This window comes from Flavisphingomonas formosensis, from assembly GCF_009755815.1.
Classification (GTDB): domain Bacteria; phylum Pseudomonadota; class Alphaproteobacteria; order Sphingomonadales; family Sphingomonadaceae; genus Flavisphingomonas; species Flavisphingomonas formosensis.
In genome coordinates this window covers 130,239-154,132 of sequence record NZ_WRPK01000011.1, presented here as the reverse complement: position 1 = coordinate 154,132, position 23,894 = coordinate 130,239, and the positions used below count along the sequence as shown (strand labels likewise).

Here is a 23,894-nt window from a genome sequence, read left to right as displayed (position 1 = left end):
GGCGAAGCGCGATGGCTTTCCGCAACATATCCGCCTGGTCGATCCGGAACCCGGTTCCGGCGATCGTGCTGTTCGTGGCGCTGACCCTCGCCGGTCTCGTCAGCTTCATGCGCATGCAGGTGAACCAGCAGCCGGACATCAGCTTCCCGGCGGCCGAGGTGATCGTACAGCAGCCGGGCGCCGCCCCGACCGAACTCGAGACCCAGGTGACGCAGAGGATCGAGGCAGCCGTCCGCAGCATCAGCGGCGTCAACGAGATGTCCTCTTATGTCAGCGAGGGCCAGTCGCGCACCTTCGTGCAGTTCACCATCGGCACGCCCGTCGACCGCGCCGTGAACGACGTGCGCAATGCGGTGTCACAGGTTCGCAGCGAGCTGCCCGAAGGCATATTGGAGCCGCAGATCAACCGCGTCGACATCGACGGCGGCCCGATGTCCTACATGTCGGTGGAAGCCGTCGACATGACGTTGGAACAGCTGAGCTGGTACGTCGACAACACCGTCGCCAAGACGCTGCTCGGCATCGAGGGCATGGCGCAGGTGCAGCGCGGCGGCGGCGTCAGCCGCGAGATTCGCGTGATCCTCGATCCCATCAAGATGCAGGCGCAGGGCATCACCGCCGCCGAGGTCAATGCCCAGCTGCGCCTGACCAATCTCAACGCGGCCGGCGGCCGTGCCGAGATCGCCGGCGCGGAGCAGTCGGTTCGCGTTCTTGGCAATGCGCGCAATGCCTATGATCTGAGCCAGCAGCAGATTACCGTCGGCGGCGGACGCACGATCAAGCTTTCCGAGATCGCCGACGTGCGCGATCTCTATGCGGAGCAGCGCCATCTCGGCAAGATGGGCGGGCGCCAGGTGCTGAGCTTCAGCATGGTCAAGGCCAAGGGCGCGTCTGACGTCACCGTCTACCGCGCGGCCAAGAAGGCGCTGGACAAGCTGCAGAAGGAAAATCCGAAGATCCGCTTCACGGAGCTTTTCAACAGCGTCCAATATACCGAAAGCCAATATCATGCTGCGATGAGTGCGATGGTGGAGGGCGCGGTGCTCGCCGTCATCGTAGTCTTCCTGTTCCTGCGCGACTGGCGCGCCATGGCAATCTCGGCGATGGCGATCCCGCTCTCGGCGATCCCGACCTTCTGGTTCATGGACTTGCTGGGCTTCACGCTGAACGGCGTCAGCCTGCTTGCGCTCAGCCTGGTGGCCGGCGTGCTGGTGGACGATGCGATCGTGGAGATCGAGAATATCGTGCGCCATATGCGCATGGGCAAATCCGCCTATCAGGCATCGATCGACGCCGCCGACGAGATCGGCCTCGCCGTCGTCGCCACCACCATGTCGATCGTCGCCGTATTCCTGCCGGTAGGCTTGATGCCTGGCGTTTCCGGCCAGTTCTTCAAACAGTTCGGCCTTACCGTCGTTATCGCGGTGTTGATCAGCCTTGCCGTCGCGCGCCTCATCACCCCCATGGTCGCCGCCTATTTCCTGAAGGCGCATGGCGAGGCGCCGCATGGCAGCGGACCGTTGATGGACCTTTACATGAAGGTGCTGCACTGGTCGCTGGACGATAGCCGCGCGCGCGAGATCCGCAATCGCCCGGTCTGGGCGGCAATGGCAGCGCAACATCCGCGCAGCGGCATGTGGCAGGCGCGCGTCCGGTCGCAGCGCTTCGTGCGATCGAAGCTCGCCGATCACCGCGTCTGGACGATGGGCATCGCCTTCCTGGCGTTTCTCGCCACGATCGCGGCCTTCTCCACCCTCTCCTTCACCTTCCAGCCGACGCTCAACGTCGACTACAGCCAGGTCAATGTCGAGCTCGCCCCGGGCGCGACACTCCGACAGACCGAGCAGGTGGCCGACAAGGTGACGGCCGTGCTGCGCCAGGCTCCCGAGGTCAGCCAGGCGTTCGAGGATATCGAGGTCGGCAAGGCGACGGTCTATCTGACGCTGAAAGCCGATCGCAAGCGCAAGAGCGTCGAGTTCGAACGCGCCATGCAGCCCAAGCTGGCGGCGATTCCCGACGCGCGCATCGCCTTCCAGTCACAGGCCGGAGGCATTGGGGGACGCGACCTGACGGTAATGCTGGCCAGCGACGAGCCGAACAAGCTCAACCAGACGGCGCTCGATCTCGTCACCCAGATGCGCGCGCTGCCCGAATTGCGGGCGCCACGGATCGACGGCGACCTGCAGCGGCCGGAAATCACCATCCATCCCCGCTTCGACCTCGCCGCGGACATGGGGGTAACCACCGCCGCGCTCAGCCAGACGATCCGCATCGCGACCCTGGGCGACATCGACCAGAATGTCGCAAAATTCTCGCTGAGCGACCGGCAGATCCCGATCCGTGTGGCGATCCGGGAGGATGCGCGCCGCGATCTTTCCACCATCCAGAATCTGCCGGTGCCGACCGCGGCCGGCGGATCCGTGCCGCTCAAGGTGGTGGCGGACATCGGCCTCGGCGCCGGGCCGACCGAGCTGCGCCGCTATGGGCAGAAGCGCCGCATCGTGATCGGCGCGGACCTGGCGCCCGGCGTCGTCTCGGGCCAGGCGATGAAGAAGATCAACGCGCTGCCCGCGCTCACGCAGATGCCCACCGGCGTCGAGCGCGTGAGCTTCGGCGACGACAAGATCGCGGCCGAGATGATCAGCAATTTCGTGATCGCCGTGATCTCCGGCATCTTCCTGGTCTTCGCGGTGCTCGTGCTCCTCTACAAGCGCGTGATGCCGCCGATGGTGAACATGGGATCGCTGCTGCTCGCTCCGCTGGGCGGCGCGCTGGCGCTGCATCTCGTCGGTATGCCGATCTCGATGCCGGTGCTGATCGGCCTTTTGATGCTGTTCGGTATCGTCGCTAAAAATTCGATCCTGCTGGTCGATTTCGCGATCGAGGAGATGAGCCAGGGCCGCGAGAAGCTGGAGGCGATCCTCGATGCCGGCCACAAGCGCGCGCAACCGATCGTGATGACCACGGTCGCGATGGTGGCGGGCATGGTTCCGACCGCGCTCGCGCTCAGCGGCGACGGCAGCTTCAACGCACCGATGGGCATCACGGTGATCGGTGGCCTCCTGCTCTCGACCCTGCTGACCCTGGTGATCGTACCCGCAAGCTTCAGCCTCGCGGACAGTTTCGAGAAATGGCTCGGCCCCAAGCTCGGCCGCTTCCTGAACGACGACAGCCGGACGCATCACGCGCCGCAGCCCGCCGAATGAACCTTATCGCGCCGAGGCCATTCTTCTCCGCATGAGCCTGTTCGCGCGCACCGGTCTCGATCGCTTCAATCCGGCGCAGGGCGGCGTGCGAAGCATGAAGATGGCGGCGACGGGACTGCTCATCGCCATGGCCGCGCTGTTCCTGCTGGCGCGGGCGATGGAGCATCGCAATCCCGCCTGGGGCTATGTCCGTGCTTTTGCCGAAGCGGCTATGGTGGGCGGCATGGCCGACTGGTTCGCCGTCACGGCATTGTTCCGCCATCCTCTCGGCGTGCCGATCCCCCACACCGCGATCATCCCCCGCAACAAAGATCGCATCGGCGACAATCTTGCCGCCTTCCTGCGCGACAATTTCCTGACCGCTTCGGTGGTTGCGCGGCGCATGCGCCGGCTCGATCTCGCCGACGCCGCCGGTCGCTTCCTCTCGGCTCCGCCTGGTGGCGCGGGCGGCACCGACGGGCGGCTGCGTGCCGGCGCTTCGCGGATGATCGCGGACGTGCTCGAAGCGCTCGATCCCGAGCGGCTGGGCGGCATGGTGAAAGGCATGATTGCCGGGCGCCTGCGCGCACTCGATGTCGCGCCGCTGATCGGCCAGGCGCTGGAAGCGGCGATCGATCAGGATCGCCATGTACCGATTCTCAATGGCATCGTCGGTTGGGCGAGCCGGACGCTGGAGGCCAACGAGCATCTGATTCGCGAGATGGTGCATGAGCGTGCGGGCGCGGTGATGCGCTGGACGGGGCTCGACGAGAAACTGGCCCAGGCGATCATCGACGGGTTGCAGAAGCTGCTGACCGAAATGGCGGCCGATCCCGAGCATCCGCTACGTGCCAAGGCCGAGGAAGGGCTGGCGGTGCTGGCAGTCGACCTGCAGGAGGATGCGGCGACACGCGCGAAAGTGGAGGCGTTCAAGGAAGAGCTGATCTCCAATCCGGCGGTCACCGCCTGGCTGGACGGCATGTGGGAATCGATGCGATCCAGCCTGCTGCGCGCCGCGCGCGACCCCGACGCGGCGATGGCCGGCCGCTTTGGCGAGACTATCCAACAGCTCGGCACGACGTTGCGCGCCGACGCGCGACTGAGAGCGATGATCAACAGCTTCGCCCGGCGCGCGACGGTCGGCGCGGTCGCCACCTATGGCGACGGCATCGTCCGGCTCGTCTCGGACACGGTACGAGGCTGGGACGCGCAGACCGTAACCGGCCGGCTGGAATCGGCGGTCGGCCGCGATCTCCAGTATATCCGCATCAACGGCACGCTCGTCGGCGGTCTCGTCGGCCTCGCCATCCATCTCATCGACCAGCTGATCTGATCGCCGGCTCGGCCCGACTCGGTGCGCGCACGTCCCGACTGATCGCGGTTGACGCCATCCCCCGCCGGACGCCAGCCTCGCCCTTACCATGCGGAAGATTTGGGGGGTGCTTGCTCTGCTGCTGGCGCTAGCCGGCTGCGCTGGCGGGAACCGTCGCCCTGCCACGCCTTCACCCTCGCGCGCCGAACAGGAGCGCGCCTTGCGCCTCTGTCTCGCCAATCTCGGCCAGACCGGCATACGCTACACCCGGCTGCCGGATCGCAGCTTCAAGGATGGCTGCACGGCGATCGGCACGGTGCAGCTCATCGATATCGGCATGCCGGTTGCCAATCTGGGTGCGATGACCTGCAAGCTCGCCTTGCCCTTCTCGGCCTGGGCACGCGATGCCGTGCAGGCCGCAGCCAAAGCTTGGCTCGATTCCCCGGTGGTGAAGATCGAAAGCTTCGGCACCTATTCCTGCCGGCCGGTCAACGGCTTGGAGGGGGGCAAGCTATCCGAGCACGGCCGCTCGAACGCGGTCGACATTTCCGGCTTCATCCTCGCCAACGGACGCCGCATCACCGTGCTCGACGGTTGGAACGGGCCGGATCAGAATGTCCGCAACTTCCTGCGCGCGGTGCATGGTGCCGCCTGCCGGCGTTTTGCGGTCGTGCTCGGGCCCGACGCCAACGGCTATCATCGCAACCATTTCCATTTCGACATGGCGCCAAGCGCGCCTTATTGCCGATGACCGTTGCAGGATCGGCTGTCGATCGCCACATCGGACAGCCAAATGTAATGAGAAAGAGGCTAAAGCCCGCTTCATGAATAACGGTAGAATTCCAAGCCGCGTCTTCCAGCCCGCAAGCCAGGACGCCGCCGTCGCCCGCAAGACCACCAGCAGCCCCCAGACCGAAAGCTCCGCGTACCGCCTCGCCTTCCAGGACGACGATTTCCTGCTGCGCGAAGATCTGCGCCCGGTGCGCTTCCAGCTAGAGCTGATGAAGCCCGAACTGCTGCTGGAGGAAGCGAAGATCGGATCGACCTTCGTTTTCTATGGCTCTGCGCGGATTCCCGAGCCGGCCAAGGCGGATGCGCTGATCGCGGCGGCGACCACCGACACGCAACGCCGCATCGCGGAACGGCTCAAGGCCAAATCCCGCTATTATGACGAAGCGCGCAAGCTCGCTCAGCTCGCCAGCAAGGCGCCCGAGGATGCGAAAGGCCTGCGCCATTTCGTCGTCTGCTCCGGTGGCGGCCCTTCGATCATGGAAGCGGCCAATCGCGGTGCGGACGATGTCGGCGCGGAATCGATCGGGCTCAACATCGTATTGCCCTATGAGCAGCTGCCCAACCCCTATGTGACCCCGTCGCTGTCCTTCCAGTTCCACTATTTCGCGCTGCGCAAGATGCACTTCCTGCTTCGCGCGCGCGCCGTGGCGGTGTTTCCCGGTGGCTTCGGCACGTTCGACGAGACGTTCGAACTGCTGACCCTGGTGCAGACCGGCAAGATGGCGCGCCTACCGATCCTGCTGTTCGGACGCGATTTCTGGACGCGGGTGGTGAATTTCGACGCGCTCGCCGAGGAAGGCGTCATCTCGCCCAATGACATCGATCTGATCCGCTTCGTCGAGACGGCTGACGAAGCGTGGTCGGCCGTCCGCGACTTCTACCGCGAGAAGGAAGGCGCTGCGCGCGTCGACGAGATCGCGTAACGCCGCATTGAACATGCAAACGCCCCCGCTTGTGGGCGGGGGCGGTGCAAAATCCGTGGGCCCGATCATCCGAGCCGATCGACCTTGCCAACCATCCGGGCTCAGTGCCCGGAGGCTGCGCTTATTTGCCGGCCGTAGCCGCGGCGTTGTCGGCCGGCGTTGCTTCGTTGCCGCCCGCCTCGCCACCAGCCGCAGGTGCCGCGGCCTCGGCAGGCGCAGTCGGCAGCGGCTTCGGCGCATCGTTATGCTGGTTGAGGAAGGCGATCACATTCGCACGGTCTTCCGGCTTGGAAAGGCCTGCGAAGGTCATCTTGGTGCCGGGTGCGAAGGTCTTCGGGCTGGTCAGCCACTCGTTGAGCAGCTTGAAATCCCAATTGCCGCCCTTGCTCTTCAGCGCGTCGGAGAAGGCGAAGCCGCCGGCACCCTGGCCGATGCCCTCACCCACGACATTCCAAAGATTCGGACCGAGGCCGTTCGCACCGCCCTTGTCGGCGTTGTGGCAAGCGGCGCACTTCTTGAAGACGTCTGCCCCCTTGGCCGGATCGGCCGACGCCAGATAGAATTCGATCGGCTTTTCGGGTGCCGCGGCGCCACCGGTGCTCTCTTCCTCGACGCCCTCGACGGTGTACCCCATCTTCTCGGGACGTTCGGCATGGAAATATTCGCCCGTTACGATCGTCAGGCCCAGGGCAACGATGCCCCCTGCCAGCACCCAGCCGGCTATCGTGTTGCTGCGATCGTCCATTGCCCCTCGAAACCTCCCGTGCCGCGCTTTCCCCGCGCAGGAAACGCGCCTCCCATAGAATCGCGCGCGCGGCTCCGCAAGCGGCGCTTGTCGCGCATGCGAAGTTGCTGCGTCCAGTGGCTTGCCCAGATGCGACGGCGCGCGTAATCGCCGCCGCGAATATGGAAAACTATCCCGTCCCCGCGCAGGCGCTGGTTGCCGAGATGAGCGCCGCCGCGGCCCGCGAGCCGCATCGAGCGGTCGCTTTCCAAGGCGCCCCCGGCTGCAATTCGCATATTTCCGTGTGCGAGGCGTTTCCGGACGCGCTGCCCCTGCCCTGCTTCAGCTTCGAGGACGCGCTGGATGCGGTGAAGGAGGGGCGGGCCGACTGCGCGCTGATCCCGATCGAAAATTCGCTGCACGGCCGCGTCGCGGACATGCATTTCCTGCTGCCCGAATCGGGCCTCGCCATCACCGGCGAGCATTTCATGCGAATCCGCTACAATCTGATGGGCCTGCCCGGCGGCACCATTCGCGAGGCGATGAGCCATCCGCAGGCCTTGGGCCAATGTCGCAACTGGCTGCGTTCGCGCGGAATCGAGCCTGCAAGCTATCCCGACACGGCCGGCGCCGCGGCCCGCGTGGCAGAGATCGGCGATCCGGCGATCGCCGCGATCGCACCGCCGATGGCCGCAAAACTCTATGGCCTCGATACCCTGGCCGAGAATCTCGAGGATTCGGACGACAATACGACGCGCTTCGTCGTGCTCGCCCGTGTCGCACCGCCGCTGACCGGCGAGGGACGGTTCATGACCACGATGATCTTCGAGGTGAACAACGTGCCTGCCGCGCTGTACAAGGCGATGGGCGGCTTCGCCACCAACGGCATCAACATGACGAAGCTGGAGAGCTACCAGCGCGGGGCAAGCTTCGCGGCGACCGAATTCTACTGCGACGTCGAAGGCCATCCGGGCGACGCGCCGCTGGCACGCGCGCTCGAAGAGCTGCGCTTCCATACCAAGTGGGTACGCGTGCTCGGTACCTATCCGCAAGCCCGACCGCGGGTCTAGCGCGACGGCCCTCAGCTGTCCTGCGCTGCCCACCAGCTCAGCAGCGTGTGGGCGATGGCGATCGGCGGTGGCGCAATGAAGGGTGCATCCGGATCGCCCGCAAGAGAGGCTAGGACACCCGCGCGATCGACCCATTTGGCGTGTTCCAGTTCCTTCTCGTCGAGCCGGATCGCATCGTCCTCCGCCTCGGCGATGCAGGCGATCATCAGCGAGGAAGGGAAAGGCCAGGGCTGGCTCGCCACATAGCGCACCCGCCGCACGCGCAGCCCCGCCTCCTCATAGGTTTCGCGAATCACCGCATCCTCGATCGATTCGCCGACCTCGATGAAGCCCGCCAGCGCCGAATAGCGGCCGGCAGGAAAACGCGGCTGCCGCCCCAGCAGCACCCGTCCGTCATGTTCCGCGAGCATGATCACCACCGGATCGGTGCGCGGGAAATGTTCGGCGCCGCAGCCACCCGCGCTCGCATCGCACAGCCGCGCCCATCCCGCCCGCATCGGCTGCGTCACATGGCCGCAATTGGCGCAGAAGCGATGACGCATGTGCCAATCGACGAGGCTGCGCGCGCCCGCATAGATCGCCGCTTCCGGCGCGCTCAGCCCACCGAGCAAAGCCCAGACCGCATAGGCAGGCTGACCGGGCACCGGATCGCCGAGTCGCGCGAAATGCGGCACGCGTCCCGCGTCGAAACCAAGCAGCGCCAGCGAAGCGATGTCCGGGCTTTCGTCCAGCGGCGCCCAGCTCAAGCCGCCATCTGGCCCGGGCACCGGCTCCAGTCCGTTGAGTTGCAGCAGCTTGGCGCGCGGATCGCCGGCCAGCGCATCGAGATTGCGCATGTCGTCGCGCATCTCGTCGCCGCGATCGAGTGGATAGCCGGTAAAGCCGGGTGCCAGGATCATAACCGCATCAACTCCCCTGTTTGGGCCGCCTTCTGCGCGAGTGCCGCCGCCTTGGCAAACAAAGTCGGCAGACCGGCTTCGTCGAGCCGCGCGATCGGCCACCATTCGCCGTCCGCCGCCCGATCCGGCGCGTCGGCCGCGACGACGGCGAGATCGAGCGCGAAATGGGTGAAGATATGGCCGACCCGACCAAGCGGCCGCCAATTGGCGCGAATCGGCGCCTCCGCGAGCCCCGGATCCTGCGCGGTCCATGGGCCGCTCGGCAATGCGCGCATGCCGCCAAGCATTCCCTTATCCGGGCGACGACAAAGCAGTACATGGCCGTCGCGCTCCACCCAGAAAGCGGTGCCGATCCGCGTCGGCCTGGCTTTCTTCGCAGCCTTCACCGGATAGGCCTCCGCCATGCCGGCCTTCGCCGCTGCGCAGCGATCGAGCAGCGGGCAGACGCCACAAGCAGGCCCGCGCGGCGTGCAGATAGTGGCGCCGAGATCCATCATCGCCTGGGCGAAATCGCCGGCTCTCTGATTCGGCGTGATCGAGTCGGTCAGTTCACGCAGCTGCGGCCGGCAGCCGGGCAGCGATTCAGCGACCGCGAAGCGGCGCGCCACCACCCGCTCTACATTGGCATCGACCACCACCGCGCGCCGGCCGAAAGCGATCGCGGCCACGGCCGCCGCGGTGTAGCGGCCGACGCCAGGCAGGCCGAGCAACCCCTCCTCGCTGTCGGGAAAGCGCCCGCCATGATCGCGCGCGACGGCGCGGGCGCAGGCGATCAGATTGCGTGCCCGCGCATAGTAGCCGAGCCCCGCCCAGGCTGCCATCACCTCGCCCTCATCGGCCTCGGCCAGCGTCTCCACCGTCGGCCAACGGCTTGTGAACAGGGCGAAATAGGGCTTAACCGCGGCCACCGTCGTCTGCTGCAGCATCACCTCGGAGAGCCACACCCGATAAGGTTCGGGCGGCGATGCACCGGGCGCTGCGCGCCAGGGCAGGGTGCGGGCGTGGCGATCATACCAGGCGAGAAGCGCCGTTGAGTCATCGACGGACATGGCTACGCTATGGCATGAGCGCACGCATGACGGAACGGACCACGGGCAGAGACAAGAAGGAATCGGCCGCGCGCAGCAATCGGCCCCGCGCGGTGGCAGACATGCTGCCTGACATCGGCCGCGCCGCCTTCCGCCGCTTCGGCTTCGTGCAGTCCGCCGTGGTGACGCGCTGGGCCGAGATCGTCGGCGAGCGCTATGCCGGCGTCTCCACGCCCGAATCGATCCGCTTCCCGCAAGGCCGCCGCGCCGAGGGCGTGCTGACCCTGGTGGTGGAGAGCGCGCATGCGCCGATGCTGCAACATGTGGCGCCGGCGATCATCGAGCGGGTGAACCGCTTTTTCGGCTACGCCGCGGTCGCCCGCCTCGCGATCCGGCAGGGCGCGGCCAAGCCGTCGCCGAAACGGCCCGAACGCCCCGCACCAGCGCCGATTCCCGTCGAGCTGGGTGACAGCTTGCGGTCGATCGGCGATCCTGAGCTGCGTGCCGTGCTCGAATCGCTCGCCCGCGGCGTGGCTGCCTCCGAAGGCCCGCCGCTTGTGGGTGGAATTCCCCTTCGAAAGATTGGATAAGGGCCCCCTCATGACCGCCCTTCGCGCCGCTTTCGCCGCCGCCCTGCTCCTGATTCCCGCTTCGGCGCCCCGGGCCGTCCGGCCGGCCCACGCGGCCCACGCCTCGGCGAACTGGACGTCGAGCTTCTCCATCTCCCCCGCAGGCGGCTTCGTGATGGGCAATCCCAAGGCGCCCGTGCGCCTCGTCGAATTCGCTTCGCTCACCTGCCCGCATTGCGCCGCCTTCTCGGCCGAAGGCGCCCCGGCGCTGCGCGCGAACTATATTGCCAAGGGGCTGGTCAGCTACGAGGTGCGGCCTCTGACGCGCGATCGGATGGACCTGGTGGCCTTCCTGCTCGCACGGTGTGGCGGCCCCCCTATCTTCTTCCCGGCGCTCGACACTTTGTTCGCCCATCAGGCCGACTGGCTGGAAAAGGCGGCGAGCGCGGAGAGCAGCTTCTACGTCCGACTGGAGTCGCTGCCGCCCGAGCAGATGCTGCCGGAACTGGCCAAGAGTGCCGGGCTGGATGCGATCATGCTGAAGCAGGGCGTCGATGCCAGACGGCAGCAGGCCTGCTTGGTCGACAAGGGCGCACAGCAGCAATTGGCGGGTATGAAGACGCAGGCGGAAGCGCTGGACGTGCAGGGGACACCCGGCTTCCTCATCAACGGCGCCCTGGTTCGCGATGTGGCGGGCTGGGGTGCGCTCGAACCGGCGCTGAGAAAGGCGCTGAACCTCAAGTGAAGGCAGATCGATGATGCGTCACACTTTCCCCCTGGCCCTTGCAGCGATCGCGCTGGGGAGCCTCGCCGGCTGCGACAAGAAGGATGCGTCCGGCTCGGCCGCGTCCTCGACGCCTTCCGGCCCCGTCGCCGCCGTGGCGCCGCCGGCCGGCCAGGACTGGACCGAGACGGTTACCGAGACGCCGGACGGCGGCTTTCTGATGGGCAATCCCAATGCGACGGTGAAGCTGATCGAATATGGCTCGCTGACCTGCCCGCACTGCGCCGTCTTCTCCAAGGAAGGCGCGCCGGTGATCAAGGAGAAGTACGTCAAGACCGGCAAGATCAGCTATGAATTCCGTAATTTCGTGCGCGATCCGGTCGACTATGCGGCCGCCATCCTCAGCCGCTGCGGCGGTGCCGGCCCCTATTTCAAGCTGACCGAGCAGATCTTCGCCGATCAGCAGAGCTGGTACCAGAATCTCGAGGGCCTGACGGACGCCGACTATAAGCGCATCAACGCGCTTCCGCCGACCGCGCAGCTCGATGCACTCGCCAAAGCGAGCAAGCTCGACCAATATGTCCAGCAGCGCGGCATCAGCCCGGAAAAGGCCTCGGCCTGCCTGGCGGACAAGGCGATGCAGGACAAGCTGGTGAAGATGCGCCAGGTGGCGACCGACCAGTTCAACCTGCAGGGCACGCCCACTTTCGTCCTGAATGGCAGCGTGCTGCCGGATACGGCGGAGTGGAGCCAGCTCGAACCGAAGCTGCGCGCCGCCGTCGGCGGCTGACGGCGGAGCGGAAGGGGGCGGATCGATGCGGATCAGGAGGCTCAAGCTCACCGGCTTCAAGAGCTTCGTCGATCCGACCGAGCTGCACATCGAGCCGGGGCTGACGGGTATCGTCGGCCCCAATGGCTGCGGAAAATCCAATCTTCTCGAAGCGATCCGCTGGGTGATGGGCGAATCCAGCGCGCGCTCGATGCGCGGCGCGGGGATGGAAGACGTCATCTTCGCGGGCACCGACTCCCGCCCGGGTCGCGATTTCGCGGAGGTGACGCTGGTTGCCGAGCGCGCACCCGCCGAAGACGGCCAGGATCGCGAGCTGGAAGTGATCCGCCGCATCGAGCGGGGCGCTGGCTCGGCCTATCGCATGAACGGGCGCGACGTGCGCGCCAAGGATATCGCACTGCTCTTCGCGGACGCGGCGACCGGCGCGCATTCGCCGGCCCTGGTGAGCCAAGGCAAGATCGCCGCGGTGATCGCCGCCAAGCCGACCGAGCGGCGCCAGATGCTTGAGGAAGCTGCGGGCATCGCCGGTCTGCACGTCCGGCGTAAGGATGCCGAGCAGAAGCTGCGCGCCACCGAGGCGAATCTCACCCGGCTGGACGAATTGCTCGCCGACATGGAAGGCCGCGTCGCCGCGCTGCGCCGCCAGGCGCGTGCGGCGGAGCGTTATCGCGCGCTTTCCGCCGACATTCGCATCGCCGAGGCTCGGGTGATCTTCGCCCGCTGGCGCGAGGCGGCCGAGGCCGCGGACAAGGCCAAGGCCGAAGCGCAGGCGGCCGAGGAAGCCGTCATCAAGGCTGCGGAAGCGCAACGTGCGGCTGCCGCCTGGCAGGCTGAGGCAGTCTCCGCCCTGGCCGACAAGCGCAGCGCGGCGCAAGCGAGCCGCGAAGCGGCAACTGCGCTCGGCCATGAGCGCGCGTCGCTGGATGGCGAGCGTACCGCGCTCGTGCGCCGCATCGCCGATCTCGCCCGGCAGCGCGAGACGCTGGAGCGCGACCGCGAGCGCGAAGGATCGCTGGCCAACGATGCCGCCGAGGCACTCGCGCGCCTTTCCGAAGAAGACGGCCTTCTCGTCAAGCGGATCGCCGAAGCCGAAGGCAGGCGCGGCGCCCTCGAAGCACGCACCGGCGAGGCAGAAACGGCCGCACGCGACGCAGAGGTGGCGCTTGCTCAGGCACTCGCTGCCCAAGCCGCCGAACAAGCTGACGCCCGCGTCGCACAGGCGGCGCTCTCGGCCGCGCGGCAGAGGCTGGACCGCGCGCAACGCGAGTCCGCCCGGCTCGCCAACGAAAAGGCCGGGCTCGGTGACGAGGCGCCGCTGCTGTCGGCACGTGACGAGGCGGCAGCCGCGCGAACGACGGCGGCCGGCCAGATCCAGGCCTCGACGGCAGCCATAGCCGCAGCCGAGGCACAGCGCGACGCGGCCTCGGCCGCACGCGATGCCGCTGAATCAAACGGCTCGGCCGCGCGCGCGGCGCTGACCGCGCTCGAGGCGGAGGCGCGTGCCCTCGCCCGTGCGGTCGATAGCGGTTCGGGCAAAGGCGCGATCGCCAAGGTTCGTGCCCAGCCCGGCTACGAGCGCGCACTGGCTGCAGCGCTGGGCGACGATCTCGAAGCACCGATCGGCATGGACGGCCCGCGCGGCTGGGCTGGCGCGGCGGCGCAGCCCGGCGATCCGGCGCTGCCCGAAGGCCTCGTTCCGCTCGCGATGCAGGTCCAGGCTCCCCAGGAACTCGGCCGCCGGCTCGCGCAGATCGGCGTCGCCGATACCGATGAGGGACAACCGCTTGCCGTCGGCCAGAGGCTGGTGACACGTGACGGACGGCTGCGCCGCTGGGACGGCTATGTCGCCACCGGCCAGGGCGCAGCCGCGGCGGAGCGGCTGATCCGGCTGAACCGTCTCGCCGAGATCGAGCAGGCCCTGCCGGAGGCGCAACAGGCCGTGGCCGGAGCCAAGATGGCGATGGATGCGGCCCAGCGCGACATGGCTGCTGCCCGCGAAGCGATCGAGGCCGCACGCCGCGCGCTCGCCAATGCCGAGGCCGCCCAGCGAACCGCCACCCGCGACGAGGATGCCGCCACCAATGCGATCGAGCGGCTTGCAGGCCGCCGCACCGAGCTGGAAGGCCGCATCGGGCGCGCTGAGGCGGAGCGTGGGGAAGCGGAAACGGAAGAGACCCAGGCCGCCGCCGCCGTCGCCGCGCTGCCCGATCTCAGCCAGACCGCGCGCAGCGTGGAGATGCTGCAGCAAGGCGCCGCGCTCGCCCGTGCTGCGGTGGCCCAGGTCCGTGCCGAATCCGGCGCGCTGGAGGCCGCGATCTCGGCCGACCGGCAGCGCATGGCGGCGGCGCGATCGGAAGCGGCGTCCTGGCGGTCGCGCGCCGGCGCCGCTGCAAAGCGAATCGAGGAGATGACGGCACGCGCCGAAGCCGTACAGCAGGAGGCGGAGGCGATCGCCGACGGTCCCGCCAAGCTCGACTCCCGTCTGGCCGAGGTGGCGACGCGCCTCGCCGATGCGGAAGAAGCTGCACGCTCCGCGCAAGCCGAGGAACGCGAGGCGGAGGAGACAGCGCGCCGCACCGAGCGCGCCGCCGCGGAAGCCGGCGAGCTGCTCAGCGTCGCGCGGGAGCACCGTGCGGGCGCGCACGCCCGGCAGGAAAGCCAGGAAGCGCGACGGGTGGAGATGGGTCGGATTTCCGGCGAACGTTTCGAATGTCCGGCCCCGGTGCTGCCCGAGAAGATCGGCTTCGCCAGCGCCGAGGTACGCGACGCCGCCGCAGAATCGGCGCGGCACGATAGGCTGTCAGTCGATCGCGAACGGCTCGGCCCGGTCAACCTCGTTGCCGAGAGTGAGCTGGCCGAGATCGAGGCGAACCGCGCGAGCTCGATCGCCGAGCGCGACGAACTGTCCCAGGCGGTGAACCGGCTGCGCGGATCGATCGGCAGCCTCAATCGCGAAGGCCGAGCCCGGCTGCTCGCCGCGTTCGAGGCGGTGGACGGCCATTTCCGCCGCCTGTTCACAACCTTGTTCGAAGGCGGCCAGGCCCATCTCGCGCTGATCGATTCAGACGACCCGCTCGAGGCTGGGCTGGAAATCATGGCCCAACCGCCGGGCAAGAAGCTCGCCGCACTCACCCTGCTTTCGGGCGGCGAACAGGCGTTGACCGCCTGCGCATTGATCTTCGCGCTCTTCCTCACCAATCCCGCGCCGATCTGCGTGCTGGACGAGGTGGACGCCCCGCTCGACGATGCGAATATCGAGCGCTTCTGCGACCTGCTGGAGCGGATGACTCAGGAAACCGATACGCGCTACCTGATCGTCACGCACAATGCCGTCACGATGAGCCGCATGCATAGGCTGTTCGGCGTGACGATGATCGAGCGCGGCGTGAGCCGGCTGGTGTCGGTCGATCTCGGCGGCGCGGAACGGCTGCTGGCCGCGGAATGAGGCTGGCACATACGATCCTTGCAGCCCTGCTGCTCCTCGCGTCCGTCCCGGCTACGGCCGCTCCGGCGGACGATTTTCACACATTGCTGGCCGATCACTGGGCCTGGTATCTCAAGACCGATCCCATCACCGCCAGCGCCTCGGGGGTGCATCTCTATGACGATCGGCTGCCGGACATCAGCCTGGCGGCGATGGATCGACAGGCGGCGGACCAGCAGGCCTTCCTCGATCGTCTGGCAAGGATTCCGCTCGACGCGCTTTCGCCGCCGGACCGGATCAACGCCGCGATCTTCCGGCGTCTGCTGACCGAGCGAATCGAGGGCAACCGCTTCGGCGAACGGATGATGCTGTTCGACAGCTATTCGAGCATTCACCAGACCGTCGCGGGGCTTGCCGACGTCGTGCCGTTGCACGGCAAGACCGACTATGAGAGCTATCTTACCCGCCTTTCCCGCTATCCCGCGCTCAACGCACAGGTGATCGCGATCAGCCGCCAGGCGGTGGCCGAAGGCTATGTGCAGCCCTGCGCGGCGATGGGCGGGTTCGAGAAGACCATATCCGGCGTCATCACGGCGAACCCAGAGGATTCGCGCTTCTACGCGCCGTTCAAGGCCCCCCGGCCGACCGCGATCACGCCGGCGGACTGGGCGACGCTGCAGGCGCGCGCAAAGGCGCTGATTACCGACGTGCTGGTGCCCGAATATCGGCGCTTCGATGCCTTCTACGTCCAGGATTATGCGCCGCATTGCCGCAAGACGATCGCCGCGACGACGCTTCCCCACGGCAAGGCTTGGTACGCCTATCAGATCCGCGTGATGACCACGACGGACAAGACGCCGGAGCAGATTCACGCGCTCGGCCTCGCCGAGGTGGCGCGCATCCGGGCCGAGATGGATATGGTCGCGAAACGGGCCGGCTATCCGAGCCGTGCCGCCTTCATCACGAAGCTGCGCACCGATCCGCGCTATTTCGCGCGGTCGCCGGAAGAGCTGATGGGCCACGCTGCGCTGATCGCCAAGACGATCGACGGCAAGCTGCCCGGCTTTTTCGGCCGTCTGCCCCGGCTGCCCTATGGGGTGCGGGCGATCCCCGCCGAGACGGCGGAAGGCACCACCACTGCTTATTACATGCCTGGCTCACCCGATGCCGGCATCGCCGGCACCTATTATGTCAACACGTCGAAGCTCGATCAGCGACCGCTTTGGGAGCTTCCGGCACTCACCCTGCACGAAGCGGTGCCAGGCCATCACAATCAGATCGCTCTGCAGCAGGAGCTGGACCTGCCGGAATTCCGCAAGCATATCGTCTTCTACAACGCCTTCGTCGAAGGTTGGGCGCTCTATGCCGAGCATCTCGGCACGGAAATGGGCGTCTACGACACGCCCGAAAAGGATATGGGACGGCTGAGCTACGAGATGTGGCGCGCCTGCCGCCTGGTGGTGGATACCGGCATGCATGCGATGGGCTGGAGCCGCGAGCAGGCGATGGCCTTCATGAAGGAAAATACCGCGCTCACCGACGCGAACATCGATGCCGAAGTGAGCCGCTATATCAGCTGGCCGGGACAAGCCCTCGCCTACAAGCTCGGCGAACTCGAGATTCGCGGCGCACGCGCACGTGCCGAAGCGGCGCTCGGCCCCAAATTCGATCTTCGGAGGTTCCACGACGCTGTGCTCGGCCAGGGCGCCGTGCCGCTCGACCTCCTTGACAGCCAGATCGACACCTGGATCGCCGCCGAAAAAGCACGCGACTGAGAAGCCTCAGGGGATCGCGGCCTCATCCTGCTTGCGGGCCTGTCGCTCGAGCCACCATTGGTGGAGCTGCTGCTGCACGCAACCCGACTGACCGCCGCTGCCGACCGCAGAGCAGCTGTTCGGGGTGTTGCCGACGCGGCTGACCTGCTCGAGATCGTCGATCTTCGATCCCCACGCGGCCTGGGCGGGTGCGACCTTCTTCTCGCGAAAACGCTTCGGGACGCGATAGCGCTCGCTTTCCGGCTCGCGCTTGCAGACGACGATCTCGTCGCCATTGGCCTTCGGGCACGGATCATTGCCGTAGACGACCAGGGAAGCGATGCGCTGCGGCGGCGCGCCACTCGCCGGAACCTGCTCGGCCGATGCCGCGAAGGGCAGCAGCATCAGCGCCGCCGGAAGAAGATAACGGATCATGGGTGGCGACTCTTTCGTGGGGGCCGTCACCCTGCGCCGCGGCTTATTGCGGCCCGCTGAACAATGCGATCACGGGATGATCGCGCCGAGGCCGCTCGGCTCGCCCTGCTGCTTGCGGTCGGCCTTGGCCTGCTTCATCTGCTCGCGCCAACAGCCGGCCCACCCGCCGCCGCCCACCGCGGAGCAGCTGCCCGTGCCGGTATTGCCTACGCTTTGCAGGCTCTGCACGCGCGATCCCCAGCTTTCATTGGCCGGGGTGTTCTCCGTCTTGCGGAATTCCTTCGGGATACGAAACTTCTCGGTAAGCGGCAGACGGCGGCAGACGACGATCTCGTCGCCGTCGGGGCTGGTCGGGCATGGCTCGTCGCCATAGACGATCTTGGTGCTGTACTTGGTCTGGGCGGCCGCCGGCGCACCCGCGAGGCTGGCATAGCCCGCGCCGAGCACCAGGGCGGAAGCGAAAAGCAGGCCGTGCTTCATGATGACTTTCCTCTTCGTGTCCGCCCGACGCATGGCAGGGCCAAGCGCGGCATCGTCAGTCGGTATCGCCTTGTCCGCCTCACAAGGTAAAGATCAGATTCGTTTCGACAAGCCTATCGCCGCACGGCAGCCGAGGCGGATCGCGGCGGACAGCAGTGGATAGGCCGGTGCACGCTCGGCACCTTCCAATATCGCCGTCTCGCGATGCTCCACCTCCTCGGCACGGAATTCGGTGATCGCAGCCGACAGCTCCGGATCGTCCTGACCCAGCTCGTCGAGTTGCTCGCCATAATGGCGGTCGATCTCGGTCTCGATCGCGGCGGTGCAGGCCATCGCCGCTTCGGGGCCGAGGAGCGCGGTCGCCGCGCCGAGCGCGAAGCCGGCGACATGCCATACCGGCTGAAGCAGGGTGGGACGCACGCCGCGTTCGGCGAGCATGGCATCGAAGCGCTCGCGATGCGCCTCCTCCTGCGCCGCCATGCGCGCCACGGATCGCGACGAGGGGCCGCGATCGCCGAGAATGGCGAGTTGTCCCGCATAGATTCGGGTGGCGCCATATTCGCCCGCCTGGTCGACGCGCAGCATCGCGCCGCGATCGGCGCTGCGTTCGCCGGGGCGGCGCAGGATGGCTGGAATCAACGCTTCAGGGCCAGCCATGTCACCGCTACTCCGCCGAGGACCGAGAAGATCGCGTTATAGCCGGCCAGCGACAGGCCGAACAGCGTCCACTGCGCCTGATCGCAGCGGATCATCGGTGTCGCCAATATGTCGGCCAGCACGTCCTTGGCCGATCCGCCGGTTGCGCCCGCCGAGCAGGTGGTGAGCCCTTCCCACCAATGATATTCGACGCCGGCGTGGAATACGCCGATTCCGCCGGACACGAGAATGGCGAGCGCAGCCAACAGCAGCAGGGGCCGCGCCAGGGCCGAACGCGCCGCCGCATAAGCAAGAAGCGCGAGAGCGATCGCCGCCATATGCGCGTAGCGCTGCCACCAGCACATCTCGCACGGATAGAGATGCCCCCAATATTGCGAGACATAGGCGCCGCCGAGCAAGGCGACCGGGACGATCAGCGCAAGCGCGCGGGCCTTGGCGATAGCGGTCATGCCCGGCGCCACTTACTTCCGCGACGCCTTCACCGCTCCACCACCCGCCGGCTTGCCGAGCCGGGACAGCGTCTGCACCGCATAATAGAGCTGGTAATCGTCGATGCCGCGCTTGGCGAGATCAGTGGACGAGGCGGCAAAGCGGGGATCGGTCTTGCCATCGTCCTCCAGCACCTTGTCGTCCACCTTGGCCGAATTGATGAAGTGGCGGCGCAGGTCGACCTCGCGGATACGCGGGCGGCTCTTGTAATCCGGATCGGAAAGCTGGGGCACCTGGATGTCCGGATCGATGCCGCCTTCCTGCACCGAGCGGCCGGCCGGCGTATAATAGCGCGCCGTGGTCAGCCGCAGAGCGGCGCCGTCGGACAGGGGCACGACGCTCTGCACCGAGCCCTTGCCGAAACTACGCTCGCCCATCACCAGCGCGCGCTTCTGATCCTGCAGCGCACCCGCGACGATCTCCGCCGCCGAGGCAGAACCGGCATCCACCAGCACGATGATCGGCAGGCCGTTCGCCATGTCGCCGGGCTTGGCATAATAGCGCTCGATATCGCCCTTCTCGCGGCCACGCTGTGACACCACCTCGCCATGATCGAGGAACACGTCCGACACGTCGATCGCCTGATCGAGCAGGCCGCCCGGGTTCGAGCGCAGATCGATGATGTAGCCGAGCGGCTTGGCACCCAGCGCCTTGTCTATGCCGACGATCGCAGCGCGCACGTCGGTCGCGGTATTGCGGTTGGTGAAGGTGTTGATGTTGATGATGCCGACGCGGTCCTTCACCTCCCACTTCACCGGCTTCAGCTGGATGATCTCGCGGGTGAGCGTCACGTCGAACGGCTTGTCGCGGCCGGGCCGCACGATCGTGAGGCGAATCTTTGTGCCCGGATTGCCGCGCATCTTGTCCACCGCCTCGTCCAGTGTCGCGCCGTAGAGCGGCTGGCCGTCGAGATCGGTGATATAGTCGCCCGCCTTGATGCCGGCCTTGTAGCCCGGCGAATCCTCGGTCGGCGCGATCACCTTGACCGCGCCGTCCTCCATCGTGACGGACAGGCCGAGACCGCCGTAGAAGCCGTCCGTCTGAGTTTGCAGATTCTTATATTCGCGCGAGTCCATGTAGCTGCTGTGGGGATCGAGCGCGCCGAGCATTCCGGAGATGGCGCCTTCGATCAGCGTCTTGTCATCGACCTTGTCGACATATTGCGCGCGCACCTTCTCGAACACGTCCGCGAACTGGTCGATCTCGCGTAGCGTATCGGTGTCGGTCACGGCGAGCGCCGCCGTGGTGATCGGGATCAGCGCGACCGCGCTCAGGAGGCCGAGAGAGCGCAACAGGTGACTGGCCATGAAGATGCTTTCGGAGATAGAGCCTTTTCCCGCTTTCTAGCGGCTTTTCGCACCATGCGATAGCGCCCTGAACCCGGCCGCCAAGGCTCGTTTCGGACCGGAAGGGACGCATATATATCCTCCGCCGCTCAGCCATTGCCGAGCAGGGGGGTGATATCGACGGGCAGGCCGGCGTGGCGCAGCTCGATCGTGACGGTCGGCCGTGCGCCACCCGTCCGGCCGAGCGGGCTGCCCTGTGTCACCTGATCGCCGACCGAGACGCTGAGCGTCGTCAGGCTGGTGAGCAAGGTCGTCCAGCCGCGGCCGTGATCGATGATGACGATGTCGCCATAGCTGCGGAACGGCCCGGCAAAGACGATGCGGCCGCCTGCGGGGGCAATCACCTGCGCGTCGCCGCGAGCGCGTATGGTGAGGCCCCTCGCCCGCACGCCGGCGTCCGACACTTCGCCGAGACCGGTCACGATCTGCCCGAGCACCGGCAGGCGGTAGTTGGGCGGCAGGGCCGGTGTGGGGACGCGGTCGGGCGGCGGCGGCGCCTGGCCCGGCACGGCAGGACGCAGCATCGGCCCCGGCAGGCTGATGAGCCGATCACGCACCGAAGCCTGATCGTTGAGCACGCGCATCAGATCGACGATGTCGCGCGCCTTTTCGCCGAGGGCGATCGCCCGATCCGATTCCATCATCGCGCTGTCGGTGAAATTCTGCGAGCGCTGGCGCTGCTCCGCCTCCAGTCGGACGAGGCCGGCGCGTTCGGTCTGCAGCCGCTCCTGCCCCTGCTTGAGCAGCGCCATCGCTTCATCGGCCTGGACGCGCAGCTGCCGCCCGCGCTCGACCTCGGCACGCAGCTCCTGGGTCCGCTCGGTGACCACCGGCAAGGTGGTGCGCAACAGCGCTCGGACATGGGCAATGTCGCTCATCGATCCGGGCTGGACGAGTGCCAGCGCCGGGGGACGGCGGGCCATCGTCTGCAGTGCCGCGATCAGGCGTACGATCGGCCCCTGGTGCGCCGCGAGATTCGCCCGTTGCCGCACGCGGAGCGCCTCGATGATCCGGATGCGCGCTTCAGCTGCGGCAATATCCGCCTCGGCCGCCTGAATGCGCGCGGCGACGGCGGCTGCCTGCGCGCGGGCTTTGCCGGCCGCCTCGGTAGCGCGTGCCGATTCGGCTTCATATTGCGCCGAGCGCGCATTGGCCGCCGTCGCGTCGCGCTTGGCGGCGATCAACGCCTGCTTCTCGTCGGAAAGGCTCTGCGCGATCGCGGCGCCGGCCGCCAGGAGGGCGATCGCCAGGGCGACGGCAGGCAGAGCGCGATACATCGCCATTCACCCTTCGCGATGATAGGGATGATTGGCAAGGATGCTGGTCGCGCGCCAGAGCTGCTCGGCAAGCATGGCGCGCACCATCAGATGGGGCCAGGTAGCGGCGCCATAGGCGATCAGCAGATCCGCACCGTCACGATCAGCCGGCTCGAGCCCGTCCGCGGCGCCGATCAGGAACCGCGCCTCTCGCCGGCCATCATCGCGCCAGCGGCCGAGTTGGTGCGCGAAGTCCATCGAGCCGAACTGGCGGCCCTTCTCATCCAGCGCGATGACGATGGTGGCGGCTTCGCGCGGCGGCATGCGCCCACCCTTGTCGGGAAGCTCCGAAATTCGGACGGGCCATGCGATCCGCTTCAGATAGCGATCGACGAGCTCCGCCTCCGGCCCGCGCCCGATGCGCCCGCGGGCCACGATATGCAGCAGCAACGCGGCGTCAGGCTTCGCTGGCGGCCGCGCTCGGCGCTTCGCCGAAGGCCCACATCCGCTCCAGATTGTAGAAGCTGCGGACTTCCGGTCGGAAAAGATGGACGATCACGTCCTGCGCGTCGATCAGCACCCAATCGGCCGTCGGCAGCCCTTCGATACGGGCAACCTTGCCGGTTTCGGCCTTGATGCGATCGACCAGCTTGTGCGCCATCGACGCCACCTGCCGCGTGGAACGGCCGCTCGCGATCACCATGTGATCGGCGATGCTGCTCTTTCCGGCCAGCGGTATGGAAACGGTGTCGAGGGCTTGGTCATCATCGAGCGAGGCAAGCACCAGCTGGTGCAGCGCTTCGACGGGATCGGGCTTGCTGCCTAAGGCAGCGGCGGTACTGGGCAAAGATCCTCCATGGGGATTGGCCGGCGCGTGACGCGATCGCGCGAGGCCATGTCGGCATAATCGGCATGCCAGCCGGGGTTCGTGGCACGAAGCCGCGTGGCGGAGACGGGATCTGGGCGAAAGCGCAACTGCACGAGCGCCGGCAATCTCCAGTGCGTCCACTCCTGCGCCTGGCCTGCGGGCCGAACGAAGCGCCGCAGCCAGCCCATTGCCCTCACGGCACGGGCCGGCCTATCATATCCTTCTCTGACGACGACCGCAATCGGCACCGTCCGCGCGATCCTCCGCCACTGCCGCCACTGCGGAAACTGCTCCAGATTGTCCGAGCCCATCAGCCAGATGAACTGGCGATGCGGATAGCGGCGAACGATCCGGACGAGCGTGTCGACAGTGTAGCGCGTGCGCAGGTCGAGCTCGATCACGGTCGGCCGGATCGGCGCGCGGCGCGCCATGCGCAAGGCGGAACCATAGCGTGCGGCGAGCGGCGCCATGTCCCGCGCGGCGCGTTTCAGCGGGTTGCCGGGCGAAACGAGCCACCACACCTCATCCAGCCCGAGCGCCTCCATCGCCGCAAGGCTGATCTTGCGATGGGTGCGATGCGCGGGATTGAAGGAGCCGCCGAGCAGGCCGGTGCGGATCATGACGGATCCCGCCGGTTTTCACTCGCGTGACGCGCACGGAGAATCTGAATCTCGCTATCTCTCACTCTGTAAAAGAGCTGATACCGCGTCCGGGCGATGCTCCACTTGCGCGCACCTATTTCTTCGAACTCGGGGCCAGCCTCCGGAATCTCCGCAAGGAACATCGCTGCGGCCTCGATCCGCCCAAGAACGGCATCCGCGCGATCCGACGCATTCTCCTGCCAATATGCATCGATCGCGGCAAGATCTTCCATGGCCGGACGGGTCCAGCGAACGCGCCTCATTCCGTCCGTCGTGCCCGAATCTCGCGGAAAACCGCGTCATGATCGATCAAATCGCCCGACTCAGCGGCGTCGATCCCCTTTTGCAGGAATTCCAGCAGCTCCGCTTCCTGTTCGGCCGCATGCCGGATCGCCCGCGCAGCGAACCATGCCCTACTACGGCCATGCGCACCGGCGATCCTGTCGACGAGCGCCAGAGTATCGACGTCCAGACGGGCGGTAATGACGGCGGTCTTGCTCATGTATCGAATGTATACATCCGATACAG

At 67.1% G+C, this 23,894-nt stretch carries 24 protein-coding genes; 10 read left to right on the top strand and 14 right to left on the bottom strand.

Features of this window, described 5'->3' with window-relative positions:
• Positions 1-11 precede the first annotated feature (11 nt).
• From GQY20_RS25800 to GQY20_RS25785, 4 genes are all read left to right on the top strand, one after another.
• Entirely contained in the window at positions 12-3,206 is a 3,195-nt protein-coding gene (locus tag GQY20_RS25800) for an efflux RND transporter permease subunit (RefSeq protein ID WP_157220040.1), read from the top strand.
• A 31-nt stretch (positions 3,207-3,237) separates the two neighbouring features.
• Positions 3,238-4,518, top strand: a complete 1,281-nt coding sequence (locus tag GQY20_RS25795; RefSeq protein WP_157220039.1) for a DUF445 domain-containing protein — start codon at positions 3,238-3,240, stop codon at positions 4,516-4,518.
• 199 nt (positions 4,519-4,717) lie between these two features.
• Positions 4,718-5,248 (top strand): extensin family protein, encoded by a 531-nt coding sequence (locus GQY20_RS25790; RefSeq protein ID WP_232476255.1) that lies wholly within the window; start codon positions 4,718-4,720, stop codon positions 5,246-5,248.
• A gap of 73 nt (positions 5,249-5,321) precedes the next feature.
• Positions 5,322-6,212, top strand: a complete 891-nt coding sequence (locus GQY20_RS25785) for an LOG family protein (RefSeq protein ID WP_157220037.1) — start codon at positions 5,322-5,324, stop codon at positions 6,210-6,212.
• Positions 6,213-6,333: 121 nt separating this feature from the next.
• Here the strand turns inward: GQY20_RS25785 and GQY20_RS25780 are convergent, their stop codons facing one another.
• A complete protein-coding gene (locus tag GQY20_RS25780) occupies positions 6,334-6,957 on the bottom strand; it encodes a c-type cytochrome (protein ID WP_157220036.1) in 624 nt (207 codons plus the stop codon).
• A gap of 161 nt (positions 6,958-7,118) precedes the next feature.
• Between GQY20_RS25780 and GQY20_RS25775 the strand changes: the two genes are divergently transcribed.
• Positions 7,119-8,006, top strand: a complete 888-nt coding sequence (locus tag GQY20_RS25775) for a prephenate dehydratase (protein WP_157220035.1) — start codon at positions 7,119-7,121, stop codon at positions 8,004-8,006.
• Between the two features lie 11 nt (positions 8,007-8,017).
• On the opposite strand, the gene nudC is transcribed toward GQY20_RS25775, so the two are convergent.
• Both nudC and mutY read right to left on the bottom strand, forming a co-directional pair.
• Positions 8,018-8,905, bottom strand: coding sequence for an NAD(+) diphosphatase (gene nudC / locus GQY20_RS25770; protein WP_198351208.1), 888 nt, complete (start codon positions 8,903-8,905; stop codon positions 8,018-8,020).
• Entirely contained in the window at positions 8,902-9,954 is a 1,053-nt protein-coding gene (mutY, locus tag GQY20_RS25765; protein WP_157220034.1) for an A/G-specific adenine glycosylase, read from the bottom strand. The genes nudC and mutY overlap by 4 nt, the downstream gene beginning before the upstream one ends.
• A gap of 26 nt (positions 9,955-9,980) precedes the next feature.
• Between mutY and GQY20_RS25760 the strand changes: the two genes are divergently transcribed.
• Genes GQY20_RS25760 through GQY20_RS25740 form a run of 5 tightly spaced genes read left to right on the top strand, consistent with a single transcriptional unit; the run spans position 9,981 to position 17,215 of the window.
• Positions 9,981-10,523, top strand: a complete 543-nt coding sequence (locus GQY20_RS25760) for a DUF721 domain-containing protein (RefSeq protein WP_232476254.1) — start codon at positions 9,981-9,983, stop codon at positions 10,521-10,523.
• A 10-nt stretch (positions 10,524-10,533) separates the two neighbouring features.
• Positions 10,534-11,247, top strand: coding sequence for a thioredoxin domain-containing protein (locus GQY20_RS25755; protein WP_157220032.1), 714 nt, complete (start codon positions 10,534-10,536; stop codon positions 11,245-11,247).
• Positions 11,248-11,260: 13 nt separating this feature from the next.
• Positions 11,261-12,016, top strand: a complete 756-nt coding sequence (locus tag GQY20_RS25750; protein ID WP_198351207.1) for a thioredoxin domain-containing protein — start codon at positions 11,261-11,263, stop codon at positions 12,014-12,016.
• Between the two features lie 25 nt (positions 12,017-12,041).
• A complete protein-coding gene (locus GQY20_RS25745) occupies positions 12,042-15,461 on the top strand; it encodes a chromosome segregation SMC family protein (protein WP_157220030.1) in 3,420 nt (1,139 codons plus the stop codon).
• Complete coding sequence (locus GQY20_RS25740) at positions 15,458-17,215, top strand: DUF885 domain-containing protein (RefSeq protein ID WP_157220029.1); 1,758 nt, start codon at positions 15,458-15,460, stop codon at positions 17,213-17,215. The genes GQY20_RS25745 and GQY20_RS25740 overlap by 4 nt, the downstream gene beginning before the upstream one ends.
• Positions 17,216-17,221: 6 nt before the next feature.
• Here the strand turns inward: GQY20_RS25740 and GQY20_RS25735 are convergent, their stop codons facing one another.
• The 11 genes from GQY20_RS25735 to GQY20_RS25685 all read right to left on the bottom strand — a co-directional run bounded on the left by GQY20_RS25735 (position 17,222) and on the right by GQY20_RS25685 (position 23,868).
• Positions 17,222-17,629 (bottom strand): hypothetical protein, encoded by a 408-nt coding sequence (locus tag GQY20_RS25735; protein WP_157220028.1) that lies wholly within the window; start codon positions 17,627-17,629, stop codon positions 17,222-17,224.
• Positions 17,630-17,698: 69 nt separating this feature from the next.
• Positions 17,699-18,109: a hypothetical protein gene (locus tag GQY20_RS25730; RefSeq protein WP_157220027.1), complete on the bottom strand. Its 411-nt coding sequence runs from the start codon at positions 18,107-18,109 to the stop codon at positions 17,699-17,701.
• A 93-nt stretch (positions 18,110-18,202) separates the two neighbouring features.
• The gene (locus tag GQY20_RS25725) at positions 18,203-18,766 is read right to left on the bottom strand and encodes a demethoxyubiquinone hydroxylase family protein (protein ID WP_157220026.1); all 564 of its coding nucleotides are present in this window, start codon (positions 18,764-18,766) and stop codon (positions 18,203-18,205) included.
• Entirely contained in the window at positions 18,745-19,215 is a 471-nt protein-coding gene (locus GQY20_RS25720) for a disulfide bond formation protein B (RefSeq protein ID WP_157220025.1), read from the bottom strand. Before GQY20_RS25720 ends, GQY20_RS25725 begins: the two co-directional genes overlap by 22 nt.
• 12 nt (positions 19,216-19,227) lie before the next feature.
• Positions 19,228-20,562: a S41 family peptidase gene (locus GQY20_RS25715; protein ID WP_157220024.1), complete on the bottom strand. Its 1,335-nt coding sequence runs from the start codon at positions 20,560-20,562 to the stop codon at positions 19,228-19,230.
• Between the two features lie 128 nt (positions 20,563-20,690).
• Positions 20,691-21,884 (bottom strand): murein hydrolase activator EnvC family protein, encoded by a 1,194-nt coding sequence (locus GQY20_RS25710; RefSeq protein ID WP_232476253.1) that lies wholly within the window; start codon positions 21,882-21,884, stop codon positions 20,691-20,693.
• Entirely contained in the window at positions 21,885-22,307 is a 423-nt protein-coding gene (locus GQY20_RS25705) for a 23S rRNA (pseudouridine(1915)-N(3))-methyltransferase RlmH (protein WP_157220022.1), read from the bottom strand.
• A 7-nt stretch (positions 22,308-22,314) separates the two neighbouring features.
• Complete coding sequence (gene rsfS, locus GQY20_RS25700) at positions 22,315-22,704, bottom strand: ribosome silencing factor (protein ID WP_157220021.1); 390 nt, start codon at positions 22,702-22,704, stop codon at positions 22,315-22,317.
• Positions 22,680-23,345, bottom strand: coding sequence for a nicotinate-nucleotide adenylyltransferase (locus tag GQY20_RS25695; RefSeq protein WP_157220020.1), 666 nt, complete (start codon positions 23,343-23,345; stop codon positions 22,680-22,682). Before GQY20_RS25695 ends, rsfS begins: the two co-directional genes overlap by 25 nt.
• Positions 23,342-23,629, bottom strand: coding sequence for a type II toxin-antitoxin system RelE/ParE family toxin (locus GQY20_RS25690; RefSeq protein ID WP_269769782.1), 288 nt, complete (start codon positions 23,627-23,629; stop codon positions 23,342-23,344). Before GQY20_RS25690 ends, GQY20_RS25695 begins: the two co-directional genes overlap by 4 nt.
• The gene (locus GQY20_RS25685) at positions 23,626-23,868 is read right to left on the bottom strand and encodes a CopG family ribbon-helix-helix protein (RefSeq protein ID WP_157220018.1); all 243 of its coding nucleotides are present in this window, start codon (positions 23,866-23,868) and stop codon (positions 23,626-23,628) included. The genes GQY20_RS25690 and GQY20_RS25685 overlap by 4 nt, the downstream gene beginning before the upstream one ends.
• Positions 23,869-23,894: the final 26 nt, after the last annotated feature.